The following is an 18,876-nucleotide window of genomic DNA, read 5'->3' on the forward strand; positions in this document are numbered from 1 at the left end:
CATGGACAGATCAGCGCATCCGAGACGGACCGCGACCTCGCAGTCATACGAGAGGTCCCGCAAGATCGGCGCGATGCTGCGCAGGCTGATGCCGTCCGGCAATCGACAGTGGATCACACCGATCATCATGCTGATGCTTCTGTTGGGCATCGTGGCCGGCGCGCTGATCATCAGTTCGGTGACCCAGCAGCACGTGCAGCTTGACGACGGCACCGTGTGGATCACTTCACTGAAGGACCGCAAGGCCGCGCGGTTCAACGTAAAGGTCAAAGACACCGACGCGGGCATCTCCTCATCCGCGGCACGGTTCGACGTAGCCCAGCACAACGGCGACACCGTGATTCTGGAGGGAACGAAGGCCAGCTATATCGCGGCCTCCACCGTCAGCGAGGACGGCGACACCACCATCAAGGCGGATATGCAGACGTTGATCGGCGGGGATACCATCGCCTTCATCAACATGAAGACCGGCAACGTGTGGGCGGGTGCCTCATCCGATGTGAAATCCGTGAACCCGACCACCGCGTCGCCGAAGATGAAGCTCGGGACGGGCGGCAGAATCGCCGTGACCCACGACGGTGCGATCTACGGCTACCGGCAGTCCGACGGTGTGATTCTGAAAATGGACGGACCGCAGGCGACGCCCGGCAAAGTGACGGAAATCGGCGCGAACCAACGATTGCGGGCAGACTCCTTCACCGTGGTGGCAAATACCCCTGTACTCACTTCCGGCAATGCGATCCGCTGGCCGAACGGCAGTGCGGAAGTTTCGATGAGTGGCACGCTCGTCCTCCAGGCACCGCCCACGGACGACAGGCAGAGCGGCTGGGTGGCCGCCGCGGGTCAGCGCGGTCTGGTCACGGTCGATCTGCAGTCCAGGAAGCCGACGCCCGTGGAAATCTCCAATTCCGGCAAGGGCGACGCGGCACAGCCCGTGTCCACCAACGGTTGCGTATCCGCCGCATGGAGCCAAAAGGCGAACAATTATCTGCGCGTGTGCTCGGCGCACGACGGCCATCCGCAATTCACATCCCTGCAGAACGTGAATGCCACCTCCGAACTCGTGTTCCGCGCCAACCATCGTCTGACGGTGCTCAACGACGTGGTCAACGGCAACGTGTGGAATCCACAGGAATCCGCAAAGGTCATCAAGATCCAGTGGAACAAGGTGCAGACGCAGCAGACGAAACAACAGGATCAGAGCACCGACAGCGCCAACAATCAGCATAATTTCAGCAAGACCTGTTCGTCGCAATCCGGTCAGATCAAGGCGCAGGACGATGCGTTCGGCGCACGAGCCGGCTCGTCGCAGATTCTCGACGTGCTACGCAACGATGAACAGACCGACTGTTCGGTGTTGCGCATCACCTCGGCGAGCGCACCGGACGGCGGTGACGTCACCGTCTCGCCCGTATACGACGGTCGGTACCTGCAGCTGAACGCCACTTCCGCAGGAGCGGGCACGGTGATGTTCAGTTACGAGATCGGTGACGGTCGGGGCCAGACGTCGAGCGCCACCGTGACCTTGAACATCACCGACGGGATCGACCATGCGCCTGCCCAGACCGATACGCCACCGGAAATCGACGTGGAGCAGGGCGCCACATATACGGCAAACGCGCTGGGTAGCTTCTCCGACCCGGATGGCGATCCGCTGACACTGGTCGCCGCGGTACCGACCAACACCGATCAGGTGACGGTCTCCACGCGCGCGGACGGCCAGCTGGTGTTCAACGCCGGCGCGATGACATCCGGCAGGGCGAGCGTCGAGGTAACCGTGTCCGACGGCGAGCAGACCGGCACCGGCATGCTGTATTTTTCGGTGAAACCGGCCAATACGCTGGGGGCTGCGATCGATCCGGTGGTCAAGCAGACCACGCCCGATGCACGCACCACGGTATCGCTTCAACAATACGTGCATGGCACTTCCGCCGAACCGGCGCAGTTGACCGCGGTGGAGACGCCGAACGGAGCTTCGACCACCATGAACGCGACGGATATGTCGTTCACGTTCACCGCCGCGAATCCAGGTACCTACTATGTGCCATACACCATTACGCAGGGGTCGATTCCCGCAACCGGTCTGGCTCGTGTGGAAGTGCAAGCCGTGACAGGCGATTCCGCCAAACCGGTGGCAGCCAATGACGTGGCGCTGCTCGGAGCGGACAACACCGCCATCGTGGAGCCGCTGGCCAACGATATCGATCCGATGGGCGGCGTGCTGTCGGTCACCTCCGTGAAGGCCGATGCGGCCAGCGGCATTAAAACCGGCGTGGTGAGCAACAAGCGCGTGTACATCACCGCCCGCCAGGTGCCGACCAAACCGGTGCAGCTCACCTACAGCGTGGCGAACGCGGCCGGAACGTCGACCGGCACCATCGTGCTGCAGCCGCCGGCGCTGACCACCGCGAATTCCGTGCCGAAGGCCGACAACATCGACGCACAGGTACGTACCGACGGCATCGTATCCGTCGATGTGCTCGACCACGTCACCTATTCCGACGGCACCACGGTAAGCCTGCAGGACAATCTGCAGTATGACGGGGGCACGTTCAAGGGACTGGTGTTCGTTTCCGGCGACACCGTACGCTATCAGGCCTCCGACCAGACCGGCACATTCCCCGTGACGTACACCGTCAAGGACAACCTCGGCAACGCCGCCTCCGGAACGATCACCTTCACCGTGCATCAGAAGGATGCTTCCAACAAGAGCGCGCCGACGCCGTCCGACGTGGATGCGCAGGTGGCCGCCGGACGGAAAGTGCGGATTCCGATCACACTGACCGGCATCGACGCCGATGGCGACGACGACCAGCTACTGGGTCTGGGCAACAAGGCGCCGCAGCTGGGCCGCATCACCGAGGTCGGTGCGACCTATCTGGTGTATGAGGCGTATGCGGATTCCTCCGGCACCGACACCTTCTCGTATGCGGTCGAGGATTGGACCGGTCAGCGCGCACAGGCGCAGATCCGTGTCGGCGTCTTCAAGTCGGGCACCGATTCGGGCGTGTACGCGCGTGACGACGAGATCACGCTACGACCGAACACCGCGGCCACCGTGCCGGTTGCGCAGAACGACATCTCCGGCGACAACACGAACCTCACCGTCGAACGCAATGTGGAATCTCAGGGCATCGACGGCGTGAAGGTGAACGACAACATGCTTGCGTTCACCACTCCCAAGCAGGCGGGAACGTATTACGTCATCTACACGGTGAAAGACAAGGCAGGCCTTGCCGACACGGCCACGCTGACGGTGAACGTCGATGATAACGCGGCCATCGCACCGCCATCGGCCTACGATTACCGAGTGCCGTCCTCCGCAACGATCGATAAGAAGTCGGTCGACGTGGATGTGTCGCAATGGATCGCAAACCCGTCCGGCACCGCTGACGAGCTGCAGGTCGGCGTGGACGATTCCGCCGCCGACCATGCGCGGACGAAGGGCGGCAGAACGTCCACCGTAATCACGGTGGATCTGACCGATGAGGCGCGTGCGGTGCCCTACACGGTGACGAACACCACATACAACATCACCTCCACCGCATTCATCCAAGTACCGGCATACGGCGTCTTTCCGCCGACGTTGCGTCCGAAGGCACCGGCATTGAAGGTGAACGCACGTGAGACGATCACCATCAACATCGCCGATTACGTACGTGTCGGCGCCGGCAAGACCGCCTACGTGGACGGCGCCGATTCGGTGAGCGCCACCAAGGCCGACAATGACGACCTGTATGTGAACGATCAGACGCTCAAGTTCACCGCGCCGAAGGATTATGCAGGCCCCGCTTCGATCACGTTCACCGCGGTCGACGGCAAGCATGCCGGAAACGGCAAAGTGAAGATCGTCAATTCGGCGGTGTTGACCCTGCCGATCACCGTGATCGGCCGCGACGTGCCCGCACCTACTTTCTCATCCTCCACGGTGGACGTGGTGGCCGGTGAGGGCTCCACCACCATCGATCTGACCGCCTTGACGCATTCGCCGTCGGGATTGTATGACGACGAAAAGGAATACACGTATGCCGGTGGAGTCTCCTCCGACCAGGTGACCACGAACGTGAGCGCCGACGGCAAGCTGACGGTGAGCGCCGACAAGACGGCCACGCCAGGAACCACGGTGAGCGTGCCGATCACCATCTCGTATTCGAAAGGCACCGTGCAGGCCGGTGTGACCGTGCGCGTGGTGGCCTCCACCAGGCCGATGGCGCGCATCGGCGCGAAGGCCCTGAAGGTCAAGGCTGGGTCAAGCGAACAGGTGAACGTGCTTGGCGACGCCTACAATCCGTTCCCCGACACCGCGCTTACCGTGACGGGATGTCAGGCCGACGGTTCCGCCAAGCTGGCGGTGGACTGCCCCGCCAACGGAATGATAACGATTGCGGCGGCCTCCGATATCGGCGCGAGCACGAACCATGTGATCGTGACCGTGCGCGACGCCACTATGACCAAGGAACGTGAAGTCACTGGAACCATCAGCGTTTCGGTGACGGACAAGCCGGACGCCCCGCTGCTCTCCCCCATCGCCGGCGATGCCCAGGATGGCGCGGTGAATCTGAGCTGGACGGCGGGTTCTTCGAACGGCAGCCCGATCACCGAATACAAGGTCTCGTGGACGGGCGACTCCTCCGGAGAGAAATCGTGCGGCACGGTGACCACATGCCAGGTGACGGGGCTCACCAACGGCAGGAAGTACTCGTTCACCGTCATGGCGCAGAACGAAGTCGGATGGTCCAGTCCATCGAATGCCGTGGACGGGCAACCCGATAAGATACCTTCCGCGCCGCAAGACGTGAGGGCCGAAGCCAACGGCAACATCGTGGCCGTGACATGGTCGGTGCCGAAAGGCAACTTCTCGGAAGTCACCGAATATGAGGTGACCCTGACCGGCGACGGCGTATCCAAGAAGGAGACCACCTCCGCAAACGCCATCAACTTCAACCTCGAGAACAACGCCATCACGGACGGCATGTCCGTCAGTGCGACCGTGCGGGCCAGGAACAGGGTGAACTGGAGCCAGCCGTCCCAGGCCTCGAACGCCACCGCACCGCGGGGAGTTCCCGACAAGCCGACCGTCTCCGCAACGCAGCAAGGCGATCAGATCATCGTCTCCGGCAAGCTTGGCAACATGCGCAATGCCGGCTGTGAAGCCGTGACGTTGAGTTTCGCAGGCAGGGACGCCGGCATGGCATGCGGATCGTCGGACGTTTCCGCGACCTTCGACATCGCCGAAGACTGGTACTACCAAAGCCTCGCGCCGAAAATCACGTTGACCACCAAATACGCCGGAACCGTCACCGCGCAGGGTAACGCCATCACCCCTGACGTCAAGCCCGACAAGCCGGCCGATGTCAGGGTCGTGCCCGATGGCGACCATTGCGTGGCTTCGTGGAACGCCGCCGGCAAGCACCATGACGGCTTCATCGTAAACGTGCCGAAGCAGAACAACATGCCGACCGCAAGCCTCAGCGTCACCTATCCGCTTGAACATTGGGGCAGCTGTGGCACCGTAACCGTGTGGCAGACCTTCAAAGGCCATACCAGCGATCCGGTGAAGGCCAGCAACGGCGAAATCGGCAACAAGGTCCAGGCTGTGATCGCCCTGCCGTCACTGCGTTGGGACGATACAGACGCCAATGTCATCCATGTCGAGGGCGGTGCCGTGAACGCCTACAACCAGTCCGTGACCGTGACCATCGTCCTGTCGGATGAATCCAAGAAGCAGTATCCGTTCGAATGGCATCCGGGCCTTACGACCACGCTGGACGCCTCGGCGCTGCCACAGGGATTCTCGTACTCGTGGCTCGTCAAGGTGGAAGGCACCACCGACAAGGCGGTCAACAGCACGAAGCAGAGTCCCACCCCGCTTAAGGACAGCGACAGGTATCACGCTCCGCCAACCCCTTCGCCCGGCACCAGTCCATCCACATCGACGTCCTTCGACGACGGCACCGACGAATCGCGGGGCGGGTCCAAAGGACATTCGGCATTGACGACGTTGCCGAGGCAGGCGAATCGCGACCATCCCTGGATCAGGGAAATCCGACTGTTCCACGGCCGCCCGCCGATCAATCCATCATTCGCAGGCAATAAGCAGTAGAGGAGATTCCATGAGCAACGCATTCGACGATGCCACCCAGCTGAGCGAGCGCAGCAACGAACCGCACGGAAAGCAAGGCTTCACCATGCCGAAGCTGCCGGAACGCCTCGGGATCGAACATCATGAGTCCACCGACGTGGACGGTACGGTATTGGGCACGCATGGCACGACGGCCCCGGTGACGACGAACGCTCCGACCGTCACACCGACCGCCGCCGCCCCAACCATCACGATCACACCGGACACCGCCGCCCCGACCGAGCGGATGGCATCGTGGCAGGCAACAACCGAACGGCAGCCGGCCGCCTCCGAGCAGGTTCGTCGGCAGCCGGCGGCCGGCACCATGCCGGAAACCCTGAATACCGGCATGGTGCCGGCCGCCGGCGCCGATATCGTCGAATTCCATGACAAGTTCAACGCCTTGGTGGAGAACGTTTCCAAGGTGGTGGTCGGCAAGGACGGCCCGATTCGCCAATGCATCACCGCCATGGTGGTGGGCGGCCATGTGCTGCTCGAAGACAATCCGGGTACCGGCAAGACCCAGTTGGCGCGAGGTCTGGCCAATTCCATCGACATGTCGTTCAAGCGTATCCAGTTCACGCCGGATCTGCTACCGTCCGACGTGGTCGGCGTAACCTACTACGACCAGAAGCGAAGCGAATTCGAATACCGTGAGGGCCCGGTCTTCGCCTCCGTCGTGCTCGCCGACGAGATCAACCGCGCCTCACCGAAAACGCAGTCCGCACTGCTCGAGGTCATGGAGGAGCAGAAGGTCACCGTCGATGGCGTGACCCATGCCGTACCGCAGCCGTTCATGGTGATCGCCACGCAGAATCCGATCGAACAACTCGGCACCTATAAGCTGCCCGAAGCGCAGATGGACCGATTCCTCATCAAGACCACCGTCGGCTACCCAAGCCATGAGGTGAGCGTCGACATTCTGCGTCAGGTCAACGTCACCGACCGCGCTGCCGCCGTGCATCACGTGCTTTCCGGCGACGACGTGCTGCGCATGCGCGCCGTCAGCGAGACCGTACGCCTCGATGACGCCATCATCGAATACATCGTTCGCCTGGTCGAAGCGACCCGGCATAACGAAAGGATCCAAGTGGGCTCCTCCATGCGAGGCGCGCTGGCGCTCACCCGTTGCGCCCGTGTGTGGGCCGCCGCCGACAATCGCGGCTATGTAGTGCCCGACGACGTGAAGGATCTGGCGGTCTCCGTGCTCGCACACCGCATCACGCTCACCGCCGAAGCCACATTCGCCGGTGCCACGGCGGAGCAGATGATCTCGCAGATTCTCGAGGAAGTGCCGGCCCCGACCCTGGGCGCCTGAGGAGACGGTTCCGATGCGAAATTCCCGAACAACGCTACGCAGACGAACCATGATGCGGTTCCTGCGCCGTACCGGACACCGGTTGAAGCGTCTGTTCACCTCATACGTTTCACCGGTGGGATGGATGGTGGCCGTATTGGCCGTAGCCACGTCTGCCGCGTTCGCGATGCTCGGTTGGCATGAACTGCTTGCCATGGCAACGGCATACGCGCTGATGCTGCTTGCCGCGGTAGTGATGTCGTTGGGCAACACGTCATTCTCCGCATCCATCGATGTGTCCAACAGGCGTGTGACCGTAGGCGACACGGTGCAGGTGAGGGTGGCCGTCGACAATCCCGGTAACACACCGACCGCCTCGGCACGCGGCGATCTGCCGATCGGAGACAACCACGAACGGTTCACCATCCCGATGCTCGCGGCCGGGCAGTCGCGCCAGACCGACGTGGAATTCACCGCCATGGCGCGTGCGGTGCTGCCGGTCGGCCCGCTGTCGATCCGCAAGGGCGACCCGTTCGGTCTGGTACGCCACGAAAAACGGCTCGTCGACCAGATCCAGGTATTCATTCACCCGCCGACCGTCATGCTCAATACGTTGAATGCCGGCATCCAACGTGACTTGGAAGGACAGCCAAGCGGCGAAATCGTGGATGACGATCTCGACTTCTACGGTTTGCGGGAATACGAGCCGGGCGACGATGTGCGTAACGTACATTGGCTGAGTTCCGCGAAAACCGTCTCGCTGATGATCCGCCAATACGAGGCCACACGACGCACCGACACCGCCGTAGGCATCAGCGTGAATCCCGATGACTACACCGACGCCCAGGAATTCGAACTGGCCGTGTCAATCCACGCCTCCATCGGCGTGCAGTGCCTGCTGCAGGACCGCCCGCTGACCGCACACGCCGGCGACGATCACACCACGCCCCGCAATGCCACGACGTTCCTGGACTCCTGCAGCGCCATCGAACCGGATCTCGACGACAATCCGAACCTTGCGCAAGGCACACTCGACTACGCCGCCGATGCCTCGTTCTACTACTTCACCGTCGGCCGACTCAAAGACGTAGACGAAATCAAGCATATGGCGCTCGCATTGCCACGCTCAGCGACCTGCGTAGTACTGCAGGCAGCCGTCAGCCAACAACGCGCCATACGAAGATTCCCGAACTTCATCCTGGCCACGGTCGGCGATCTGAACGATCTGCCGATGATCATGGGAGTACTGTCATGACCTTCCCACCGATTCCCGACCAAAGCCATACCTTCACCGGATCGTGGGCCGATTCCACGCATTCGGTGGTCTGGATGACCCGCAGCGGCAAACAGCGGCCGCTGATCAGCGCACACCGCCCGGCAAGCCGGCAGTTCGCCAGTCTTCTGACGACGGCACTGCTCACGCTCGCCACCGCCAGCAACCTCATCGACGTGTATGGCTCACCAGCCGCATGGGCCGTCGCCGCCGTGCCAGCCACCGCCATCGGCTGTCTGGTGGCGCTCGCCGGCACCGTCGAGGCGTTGCGACTATGGTGGCAGGCCCTGTTCATGGCACTGGCGCAACTCGTCATCGGACCCGTTCTCCTGCTGAACGAGACCACCATCGCACACGTCATACCCACCTTGCGTACGTTGACGCAAGGATGGACGTCCATGCTCGGATCGTTCAAGTACGTACTGTCGATCGACCCGCCTACCGGCACCGCCAACGGCAGTCTGCTGGCCGTATGGACGATCTGCCTGTGGTTCGCACTGCTGACCGGCATATTCGCCGTCGCGCAGGACGGCCGTCTCACCATGATCGCCATCCTTCCGGTGATTGCGAACATGGCGATCTGCGCATTGCTCGGCACCGCCAGTGGCTACTATCGTTTCGCCATCGGCACCGCCGTTGCCATCGTGTTGATGATTTGGGTGAGCGCTCGCTGGGGATTGCTGGAGTTGGGCCGTTGGATCAGCTCCGCGATCATCGTGGCGCTTTCGGCTGCACTGGCGATAGGCGCATGTCTGACGATCCCGCAGGACCGAATCATTCTGCGAGACTATTACGACCCGCCGTTAAGCCCGTACGATTACACAAGCCCGTTGAGCGGCATGCGATCCTATATCAAGAATCATAAGGACGATACGTTGCTGACCGTCACCGACCTGCCGGCCGGCTCCACCGTCCGTCTGGCCGTGATGGACCGTTTCGACGGCAATGTGTGGAATCTTTCGGATTCCACGATGGCCGCCGATTCATCGAACTACCATCGTGTCGGCACCACTATCAGGAACAACGTCAAGGGCAGGAAGTTCGCGGCCACGTTCACGGTGAACAGGGGCCTGAGCGACTACTGGCTGCCGATGACCGGCACCGCCTCCGGCGTGACGTTCGAGCATGAGGATGATGCCGACTCGTTCTACTACAACACCGCCACGCATTCGGCCATCTATGCGTCCAAGACGACCGCCGGCCTGACCTACACGGAAACCGGCATCATGCCCGCCGTGCCCACCGACAGCCAGATCAGCAAGGCCAAGGCCTCCTCGGTAAGCCAGCCGCAGGCGCAGCACGTGCCCGACAGCGTGGACAGGCTCGCCACCGCAGTGGCTGGCGGCCGGTCCAAGGGCGGTGAGGCGGCCCTCGCCCTGGCGAACGAGCTCAAGGAATCCGGCTGGTTCTCGCATGGTCTGGCCGGAGACTATCCATCCTCCCCCGGCCACGGCAACTATCGCATCGATCAGCTCCTTGCCGGCACCGCCATGGTGGGCGACAGCGAACAGTATGCCTCCACGATGGCGCTGATGGCCCGCAGTCTGGGTCTGTCCAGCCGTGTGGTGCTCGGATTCCTGCCGAAGAACGAGGAAGGCGACATCAGCGAGGAACGCACCGAACGGCACGGCAAGTCCACCACCACCGAATTCACCGGCAATGACGTGACCGCATGGGTGGAGATCAAGCTCGACGGCTACGGATGGGTGTCGTTCTATCCCACACCGAAGGAGACGAAGGTTCCCGACGAAAACCAGAATCTCACTCCGCCGAACCCGCAGACGCTGGTACGCCAGCCTCCGGTGCCGCTTACCGACCCGCTTCGTGACGACAATCAGGCCAAGGGCAAGTCATCGATCGGCGGCAGCGAGGCCGACGAATCCCCTACCAACCTGTTCTGGCAACGTTTCGAGCGCATCGCCAAAAAGGTGGCCATCTATGGAAGCCCGCTCTGGGCGCTACTCACCATCTGTGCGCTGCTGCTCGGCATCAAGGCGATCGCCTTGGCACGGGCCCGCAGACATGGCGACGCACGTCAGCGCGTAGCCGCGGGATGGCAATCCGTCGCCGCCCTGGCCAGGCAAAGCGGACTCGATGTCGACGGCACCCGTCGCGATCAGGCGCAGGCCATCGGCCGACAGCTTAACGTCGATGCCGTCTCACTGCTCGCATTGGGCAAGGAAGCCGATTACGCGGCGTTTTCGGGCGATACGGTGCAGGAAGAGCATGTGCAACGGTATTGGCGGAACATCGATGTGGTGCGCCGGTCCATACTCGGATCCCTGCCTCCTGCGCGGAGGTGGAGAGCCAGGCTGTCGCTCGCGGACGTATTCCACATCCGACGGCACGGGAAAGGGCGGAGTTCATGAACGCGAACCGTATCGTGACCGGCCTGAACAGCGATATCGGACTGCGTCGCGCCAGCAATCAGGACAATGCCCTGGCCGGGCATGGCATATTCGTCGTATGCGATGGCATGGGCGGCGGCATGGGCGGCGAGCGGGCAAGCGAGGCAGTGGTGCGCCATTGTGCGCAGCTTGGCGCCAAGGCCGCGCGCAACCGGCATGATATCGAAGAGACGCTGAATGCCGCGCAACGTGAGGTGCTGGCATTGGGCGAATCGTTGGGCGGCATCGCCGGCACCACGATTTCCGGTGTGATCATGCCTGCCGATATCGATGACATGACGGCCCATGCAGCCGATGCCAACAGTATCGCCGACGGCAACGATTCCTGCTATATCGTCAACATCGGCGATTCACGCACCTACCATATGTGCGCTGCCGAAGACGGCGGTTGGGATGCGAGCACGTTTACCCGCATCACCCGCGATCATTCGGAGCGCCAGAACGCCATCGATTCCGGGGAGATGCTGCCCGAGGAGGCGTTGCGAAACATCCCGCGCAACATCATCACGCAGTGCATCGGAGCGCCGAACGGCATCGCACCCGATTATTACGCGGCGGATGCCTTCGGACGTTTCATCATCTGCTCGGACGGCCTGCATGCCGAAGTGGACAAGGAACGTTTCGCCGCCATCGCGGCCGCCGACAACGATCCTCAGACCGCCGCCGACGCGTTGGTCAAAGCGGCGCTGCGGGCCGGTGGCAACGACAACGTGACCGTGGTGGTAGTCGACATGATCACACCTTCGCCCATCGGGCGGGAGTGGACGGTCGGCAAACTCGCCGAGCATGAAGACATCGGCGATCTACAAGACGGCACATTACAAACATTACGAACCATTGATGTAAGGAGATCATGATGGTTGATTACGATACCGCGGTCGCGGCGGTGCAGGATCCAAACGCCGATCCCGCATTCCTGGCGAAGATCGCCTATGAGAACCCGGAATTCGGGGCGAATGTCGCAGCGCATCAGCGCGCATACCCCGGGTTGATTCGCTGGCTGGCCCAGTTCGGCGACGACCGTGCACGCCAGATTGTGATCCAGCGCGGCTATGCCGTACCTGAGACCGCAGTGGCGCCACACGAACAGCCGGCACAGGATTCGCCGGCACAGGATTCGCCGGTGCAGGAGCGGCAGTTTGCGCAGGAGCGACAGCCGATTCAGGAACAGCTCGTACGGTCCGCGCAAGAGCAACCTGTAGTGCAGGACAATCAGGCTCAGCCAGTCCATCAGGCTCAGCCGATCCATCAAAACCAGCCGATCACCGACACTTCGACCGAATATCTTGACCCCTACACCAATCCTGCCGATCTGTCCGAGGTGGCGGATTATGCCGAACCTGTGCAGGAGCAGCCGCAACCACAGCCGCAGCAGCCGATTGCACGGAATCCGTATGGCTTCACCGCGCAAATGGCACTGACCACCACCGATCAGATGCAGATCGCACAGATCGCACAGTACGCGCCGGAGCTGCGTGCCTGCATCGCACGCAATCCCAACACCTATCCGGCATTGCTGGAATGGTTGGCGCAGTTGAACGATCCGGCCATCAACGCCGCCTTGCGCACTAGGCAGTGAGGCCGACCATCATTCATGCGCACTCATGCATACGTATCGCCTTGGTCGGTACCGGCGGGAGCAACCATCATGCCTTGCAGTGGTTTTTCGTCCGGTGCCGCCCAAGGCGATACGTTTCGAATGATGTAGGCTAGCGTTCTTCGAAGGAGAAGAACTGATCGCCGATACGTAGCGTGGCCGGCGCCTCGAGCTGCATGGGCCTGCCTTCCACCTTGATCTCTTCGTCGTCTTGGATGAGGTACGTACCGTTCAGCGAACCGTAATCCTCAATCCACAGACTTCCGTCCCGATCGAAGCTGATGGCCGCATGATTGCGGGAAATGGTACGTGTCGGATCCTCCAGCCTGACCGACTTGGCACCTTCCGGCACATCGGCGGACGGCTTGCGCCCCAGCAATGTGCTGATGTCCACGGTCACGTCCTGGCCGGTCATGTCATTGTGCAGCAGATACACGTGATCCGGCTGCTTCATGGTGAACGCGGACGACAGCACCGTGCTGTCCCAATCTTCGATGCTCTGGTCTTCCGAATCGTCCTGCGACGGTTCGGTCTGCATCGTTGCGACCTGCACATCCGCCACGGGCTGCATGCTCAGCGCCGACCCGTCCTGCATCGGCTGCCTTCGTTCGAAAGATTCGGATTGGATTGCACCGGACAGTGCGGTAACGTCATCGTCATACCAGCCAGGTTCCGGCGGCGGTGGGTAAGGTAGAAAGCTCATGTGCTCCATTGTATGTGCAAGAGACCCATAACGATAGCGCAATTCATGTATCGACATGTTCTTCGGAACGACTTCGTTCAGCATGTTACCTGATTTTGCGGCGCTGAAGGGCTATGCTGGAACAATGCTAGTCATTACGGAAATATTTTTGAATATTCGGAAATATGTGACTTTGCATACGAAGAAGCAGAGGATACACAGTAAGGATTTCTCTTATGGATGACCAACTTCCTACCGATGGCACGCAACCGAACAGCGCTCGGACGCCATCCCATGCACAGACTCAACCGCAAACGTCAAGCACGGCGGATCGGCAGCCCCAGCAGCCGGCACAGCCTCAGGCCAACCAGCAACCGATGCCGCCATATCAACAGACGCCTCCGCAGTACCAGCAAACGGCTCCGCAGTATCAGCAGCCGATGCCGGGTCGGCCGGGCGTGCCGGGTCAGCCGGGAACCCCTCTCATGCAGGGGCAACCGTACGGGCAGCCCATGCCGCAGAGCGCCGCGAAGAAGCCGGCGACCGGCCTGATCGTAGGCATCGTAACGGCGGTGATCGCCGTCATCGTCGTTCTTGCCGTAGTGGTGACGATGATTATGTCGAAACGCATCACCGCCGCCGACTACACGGCCGGAGAGAATCAGGTGCTCACCATGCAGAAGCATTATGCGAGCGTGAATGAGAAGCTGCGCGACGCCTATCTGTCCGCATACGGCAGCAGTTCCTTCCAGGACACAGACAAGAAGCGTCTCAAGGACCGTCTCAAGACCCTCCAGAATGACAACGCGAAGTTCGAATCCCTGAAGGTCATGAACGATGAGACCGTCAATAAGGAATATCAGGCGTATAAGAAGAAGACCGCGACATACATCAAGTTCGTCGACGAGATGATCGAATCCGGCGAATCGCTCTCCAAAGCGGCGAAGGCCTGCAACAGCAGCCCCAGCGTCAGCTCTTACGACAACAGCTTCTACACCAAGTACGGTGAGTATGTGTCCGCCTGTAAGGCCGCACTCGACGATGTCTCCAAGTCACCGAACAAGGACATCGCACAGTATGGCAAGGATCTTGGCGATTACGTCGATAAGCTCGGCGATATCATCTCCAGCATGCAGGCCATCGGCGATATCAGCTCGCTGCAGTATGGCACCACGCAGTACCAGCAGTTCCGTGACCTGCTCGACGAGTTCAACAATCTGGAGGCGCCGTACAGCAGCGTGAGCACGTTGAGCCAAGCGTTGCAGGATTCCGCGGAGGAGGCCGACCTGAGTGATTCCCTGCGCTCCCTGTATGACGCTTTGACGGATGGCGCCGATCATGCCCACTGATTGAGCGGCCGCTGCCGCGAGCATCCTCCCCTATGATTAAGGCTGGGCCCCGACCATCTGCATGGTCGGGGCCCAGCCTTAATCAGTTATCGCCGTCGGCGCCACGGATCAGAGGGTGTCTCCCAGATCCATCTGACCGCCGTTATCGTCGAGGAAGTCATCCGGGTTGAAGTCGTCGCCGAGCTTCAAATCACCGAAGTCGATGTTGGAGAAGTCCACATCGGACAGATCGGCGTCGCCGAAGTCGGCACCCGTTTCGTCGCCACCCAGGCCGAAGTTCGGATAGATGGTGTCACGGATGGCCTTGTCGGGCTCGACCACGGCATTGCGATAGCGGGCGAGACCCGTACCGGCCGGGATGAGCTTACCGATGATGACGTTCTCCTTGAGGCCCTTGAGGTCATCGACCTTCTGGCTCAGGGCGGCTTCGGTGAGTACGCGGGTGGTCTCCTGGAAGGAGGCCGCGGACAGCCAGGAGTCGGTGGCCAGCGAAGCCTTGGTGATGCCCATCAGCTCCGGACGGCCGGCGGCCGGCTTGCCACCGTTCTTCACGGCCTCCATGTTGGCGGCCTTGAAGCGTGCCTGGTCCACGAGTTCGCCCGGCAGCAGGTCGGTGTCGCCGGAGTCGATCACGGTGATACGACGCAGCATCTGGTGCACGATGACCTCGATGTGCTTGTCGTGGATATCCACGCCCTGGGAGCGGTACACGGTGTGCACTTCCTCCACGATGTTGACCTGAGCGGCGCGCGGACCGAGGATGCGCAGGATCTTCTTCGGATCCACGGAACCCTCGATGAGCTGGGTGCCGGCTTCGACATGATCGCCGTCCTTGACCAGCATCGGAGCGCGACGGGTCACCGGGTAGACGATCGGCTCGACGGAGTCGTCGTCCGGCTTCAGGGTGACCTGACGACCGCGATCGGTGTCTTCGACCTTCACCACGCCCGGGAACTCGGCGATCGGAGCCTCGCCCTTCGGGGTACGGGCTTCGAAAAGCTCGGTAACACGCGGGAGACCCTGGGTGATATCGGAAGCGGATGCGACGCCGCCGGAGTGGAAGGAACGCAGCGTCAGCTGGGTACCAGGCTCGCCGATGGACTGTGCAGCCACGATGCCGACGGCTTCGCCGACGTCCACCAGCTTGTTGGTGGCCAGGGACCAGCCGTAGCACTTGGCGCACACGCCACGCTTGGATTCGCAGGTCAGCACGGAACGGGCCTTGACCTCTTCCACACCGTGGGCGACAAGGTCGTTGAGCACATCCATGGACAGCGCGTCGCCCGCCTTGTACAGCACGGTTTCGCCGTCGGCAGGATCGATCACATCGGAAGCGAGCAGGCGGGAGTACGGGCCGCCATCAGCGGCCTTGACGAGCACGAGGTTGCCGTTCTCGTCACGCTCGCCGACCTTCATGGGCAGGCCGCGCTTGGTGCCGCAGTCCTCTTCGCGCACGATTACATCCTGAGAGACGTCCACCAGACGACGGGTCAGGTAGCCCGATTCAGCGGTACGCAGTGCGGTATCGGCCAGGCCCTTACGCGCACCGTGCTGGGAGATGAAGTACTCCAGCACGGACAGACCGTCGCGGTAGTTGGACTTCACCGGTCGAGGAATGATCTCGCCCTTCGGGTTCGCCACGAGGCCTCGCATACCTGCGATCTGGTTGATCTGCATCATGTTTCCTCGTGCACCGGACTGCACGATGATGGCCAGGTTGTTCTTGGAGTCGAAGTGTTCCTCGACCGCCTCGGACACCTCGCTGGTGCACTTGGTCCACAGGTCGATGAGTTCCTGACGGCGCTCCTCTTCGGTGAGCATACCGATTTCGTAGTTCTCGTTGACCTTGTCAGCCTCGGCCTCGTACTTTTCGATGTACTCGTCACGCTCGGGCGGCTGGATGACGTCGGAGAACGCGAAGGACACACCGGACCACGGTGCACGGGTGAAGCCCATATCCTTCAGGGCGTCCAGCGTCGCGGCCACCTGGGCGGTCGGATAACGGGTCGCGATGTCGTCGACGATCTTGCTCAGACGCTTCTTCGGAGCCTGATCGTTGACGAACGGGTAATCCAGCGGCAGCGTGCTGTTGAACAGGATACGGCCGTAGGAGGTGGCGAACAGCACGGAACCGTCGTGGAAGCGCTCTTCCTTCACCACGTCCGGGCTGCCCGGTTCCGGGTCGACGACCTTGAGCTCGCTCGGCTCCCAATCCTTCGGCAGCACGAAGTCCTGCGGCAGACGGATGAGCACCTTGGCCTGCATGTCGATCTCGTGCTTGTCAAGGGCCATTTCGGCCTCTTCCAGCGAGGAGAACACACGGCCCTGGCCCTTGGCGCCGTCGATGACGGTGGTCAGGTAATACAGACCGAGGATCATGTCCTGGCTCGGCATGGTCACGGTGTGACCGTCCGCCGGCTTCAGAATGTTGTCGGACGCCATCATCAGCGAGCGGGCTTCGGCCTGAGCTTCGGCGGACAGCGGCAGATGCACTGCCATCTGGTCGCCATCGAAGTCGGCGTTGAATGCGGCGCAGGCGAGCGGCGGCAGATGGATGGCCTTGCCTTCGACCAGAATCGGCTCGAAGGCCTGGATGCCCAGACGGTGCAACGTAGGGGCACGGTTCAGCAGCACCGGATGTTCGGCGATGACCTCTTCGAGCACGCCCCACACCTCGGAATCGCCACGGTCCACCAGACGCTTGGCGCTCTTCATGTTCTGCGCATAGTTGAGGTCCACCAGACGCTTGATGACGAACGGCTTGAACAGCTCGAGGGCCATCGGCTTCGGAAGACCGCACTGATGCATCCTCAGGGACGGGCCGACCACGATCACGGAACGACCGGAGTAGTCCACTCGCTTACCCAGCAGGTTCTGGCGGAAACGGCCCTGCTTGCCCTTGAGCATGTCGCTCAGGGACTTGAGCGGGCGGTTCGAGGCACCGGTCACCGGGCGACCACGACGACCGTTGTCGAACAGGGAGTCAACGGCTTCCTGGAGCATGCGCTTTTCGTTGTTGAGCATGATTTCCGGGGCGCCGAGCTCGATGAGTCGCTTCAGTCGGTTGTTACGGTTGATCACACGGCGGTAGAGGTCGTTGAGATCGGAGGTGGCGAAACGGCCACCGTCGAGCTGCACCATCGGGCGCAGGTCCGGCGGAATGACCGGAATCACATCGAGCACCATGGCCTCCGGCTTGTTGCCGGTGGTCAGGAAGGCGTTGACGACCTTGAGGCGCTTGAGGGCACGGGCCTTGCGCTGACCGGTGCCGGTGTCGATCTCCTCGCGCAGCTGCTTGGCAGCGGCGTCAAGGTCGAAGTCCTGCAGACGCTTCTTGATGGCTTCGGCGCCCATGCAGCCTTCGAAGTAATCGCCGTAGCGATCCTCCATCTCACGCCACAGGTCCACATCGCCTTCCATGTCGCCCGGCTTCAGGTTCTTGAAGCGGTCGAACACGGCGTTCAGACGCTGAATCTGCTCGTCGAAGCGGGTACGGATGGCGGCCATCTCACGCTCGGCGCTGTTGCGCAGCTTGGCGCGTGCGGAGCCCTTGGCTTCACCTTCGGCCTCAAGCTGGGCCAGATCGGCTTCCACCTTCTTGGCGCGATCTTCGATCTCGGCGTTGCGGCGCTTCTCCAGATTGGTGATTTCGGTGTCGAACTCGTCCTGCAGATCGGGCAGATCCTGATGACGCTGTTCCTCATCCACGCCGGTGACCATGTAGGCGGCGAAGTAGATGACCTTCTCCAGATCCTTCGGCGCGATGTCAAGCAGGTAGCCCAGTCGGGACGGCACACCCTTGAAGAACCAGATGTGGGTCACCGGGGCGGCGAGCTCGATATGGCCCATGCGCTCACGGCGCACACGGCTCTTGGTCACTTCCACGCCGCAGCGCTCGCACACGATGCCCTTGAAGCGCACGCGCTTGTACTTGCCGCAGGCGCACTCCCAGTCGCGGGTAGGTCCGAAGATCTGCTCGCCGAACAGACCGTCCTTCTCCGGCTTCAGGGTACGGTAGTTGATGGTCTCGGGCTTCTTGACCTCGCCATAGCTCCAGTTACGGATGTCGTCGGCGGTGGCCAGGCCGATCCTCAGTTTGTCAAATGCGTTGACGTCCAGCACTCTATTGTCCTGTCTATCGTTTCTTTT

9 protein-coding genes are annotated in these 18,876 nt (G+C 61.8%); 7 read left to right on the forward strand and 2 right to left on the reverse strand.

The window, feature by feature from the left end:
• Position 1 precedes the first annotated feature (1 nt).
• The 6 genes from BBDE_RS08525 to BBDE_RS08550 are packed head-to-tail and all read left to right on the forward strand — an operon-like array spanning position 2 to position 12,678.
• On the forward strand, positions 2-6,103 hold the full coding sequence (locus BBDE_RS08525; RefSeq protein WP_012902448.1) for an Ig-like domain-containing protein: 6,102 nt from the start codon (positions 2-4) through the stop codon (positions 6,101-6,103).
• Between the two features lie 10 nt (positions 6,104-6,113).
• The gene (locus BBDE_RS08530) at positions 6,114-7,439 is read left to right on the forward strand and encodes an AAA family ATPase (RefSeq protein WP_003839026.1); all 1,326 of its coding nucleotides are present in this window, start codon (positions 6,114-6,116) and stop codon (positions 7,437-7,439) included.
• A gap of 13 nt (positions 7,440-7,452) precedes the next feature.
• Positions 7,453-8,673, forward strand: coding sequence for a DUF58 domain-containing protein (locus tag BBDE_RS08535; protein WP_033489779.1), 1,221 nt, complete (start codon positions 7,453-7,455; stop codon positions 8,671-8,673).
• Positions 8,670-11,060 (forward strand): DUF3488 and transglutaminase-like domain-containing protein, encoded by a 2,391-nt coding sequence (locus tag BBDE_RS08540; protein ID WP_003839023.1) that lies wholly within the window; start codon positions 8,670-8,672, stop codon positions 11,058-11,060. The genes BBDE_RS08535 and BBDE_RS08540 overlap by 4 nt, the downstream gene beginning before the upstream one ends.
• Complete coding sequence (locus BBDE_RS08545; protein ID WP_003839022.1) at positions 11,057-11,956, forward strand: PP2C family protein-serine/threonine phosphatase; 900 nt, start codon at positions 11,057-11,059, stop codon at positions 11,954-11,956. Before BBDE_RS08540 ends, BBDE_RS08545 begins: the two co-directional genes overlap by 4 nt.
• A complete protein-coding gene (locus BBDE_RS08550; protein WP_003839020.1) occupies positions 11,953-12,678 on the forward strand; it encodes a variant leucine-rich repeat-containing protein in 726 nt (241 codons plus the stop codon). The genes BBDE_RS08545 and BBDE_RS08550 overlap by 4 nt, the downstream gene beginning before the upstream one ends.
• A 130-nt stretch (positions 12,679-12,808) precedes the next feature.
• On the opposite strand, the gene BBDE_RS08555 is transcribed toward BBDE_RS08550, so the two are convergent.
• Positions 12,809-13,399, reverse strand: a complete 591-nt coding sequence (locus BBDE_RS08555; RefSeq protein ID WP_033489393.1) for an FHA domain-containing protein — start codon at positions 13,397-13,399, stop codon at positions 12,809-12,811.
• 215 nt (positions 13,400-13,614) lie between these two features.
• Between BBDE_RS08555 and BBDE_RS08560 the strand changes: the two genes are divergently transcribed.
• Positions 13,615-14,727, forward strand: a complete 1,113-nt coding sequence (locus tag BBDE_RS08560) for a hypothetical protein (RefSeq protein WP_003839012.1) — start codon at positions 13,615-13,617, stop codon at positions 14,725-14,727.
• Between the two features lie 108 nt (positions 14,728-14,835).
• Here the strand turns inward: BBDE_RS08560 and BBDE_RS08565 are convergent, their stop codons facing one another.
• Positions 14,836-18,849, reverse strand: a complete 4,014-nt coding sequence (locus BBDE_RS08565; RefSeq protein WP_003839011.1) for a DNA-directed RNA polymerase subunit beta' — start codon at positions 18,847-18,849, stop codon at positions 14,836-14,838.
• Positions 18,850-18,876: the final 27 nt, after the last annotated feature.

Origin of the sequence: Bifidobacterium dentium JCM 1195 = DSM 20436 (genome assembly GCF_001042595.1) — a bacterium.
Classification (GTDB): domain Bacteria; phylum Actinomycetota; class Actinomycetes; order Actinomycetales; family Bifidobacteriaceae; genus Bifidobacterium; species Bifidobacterium dentium.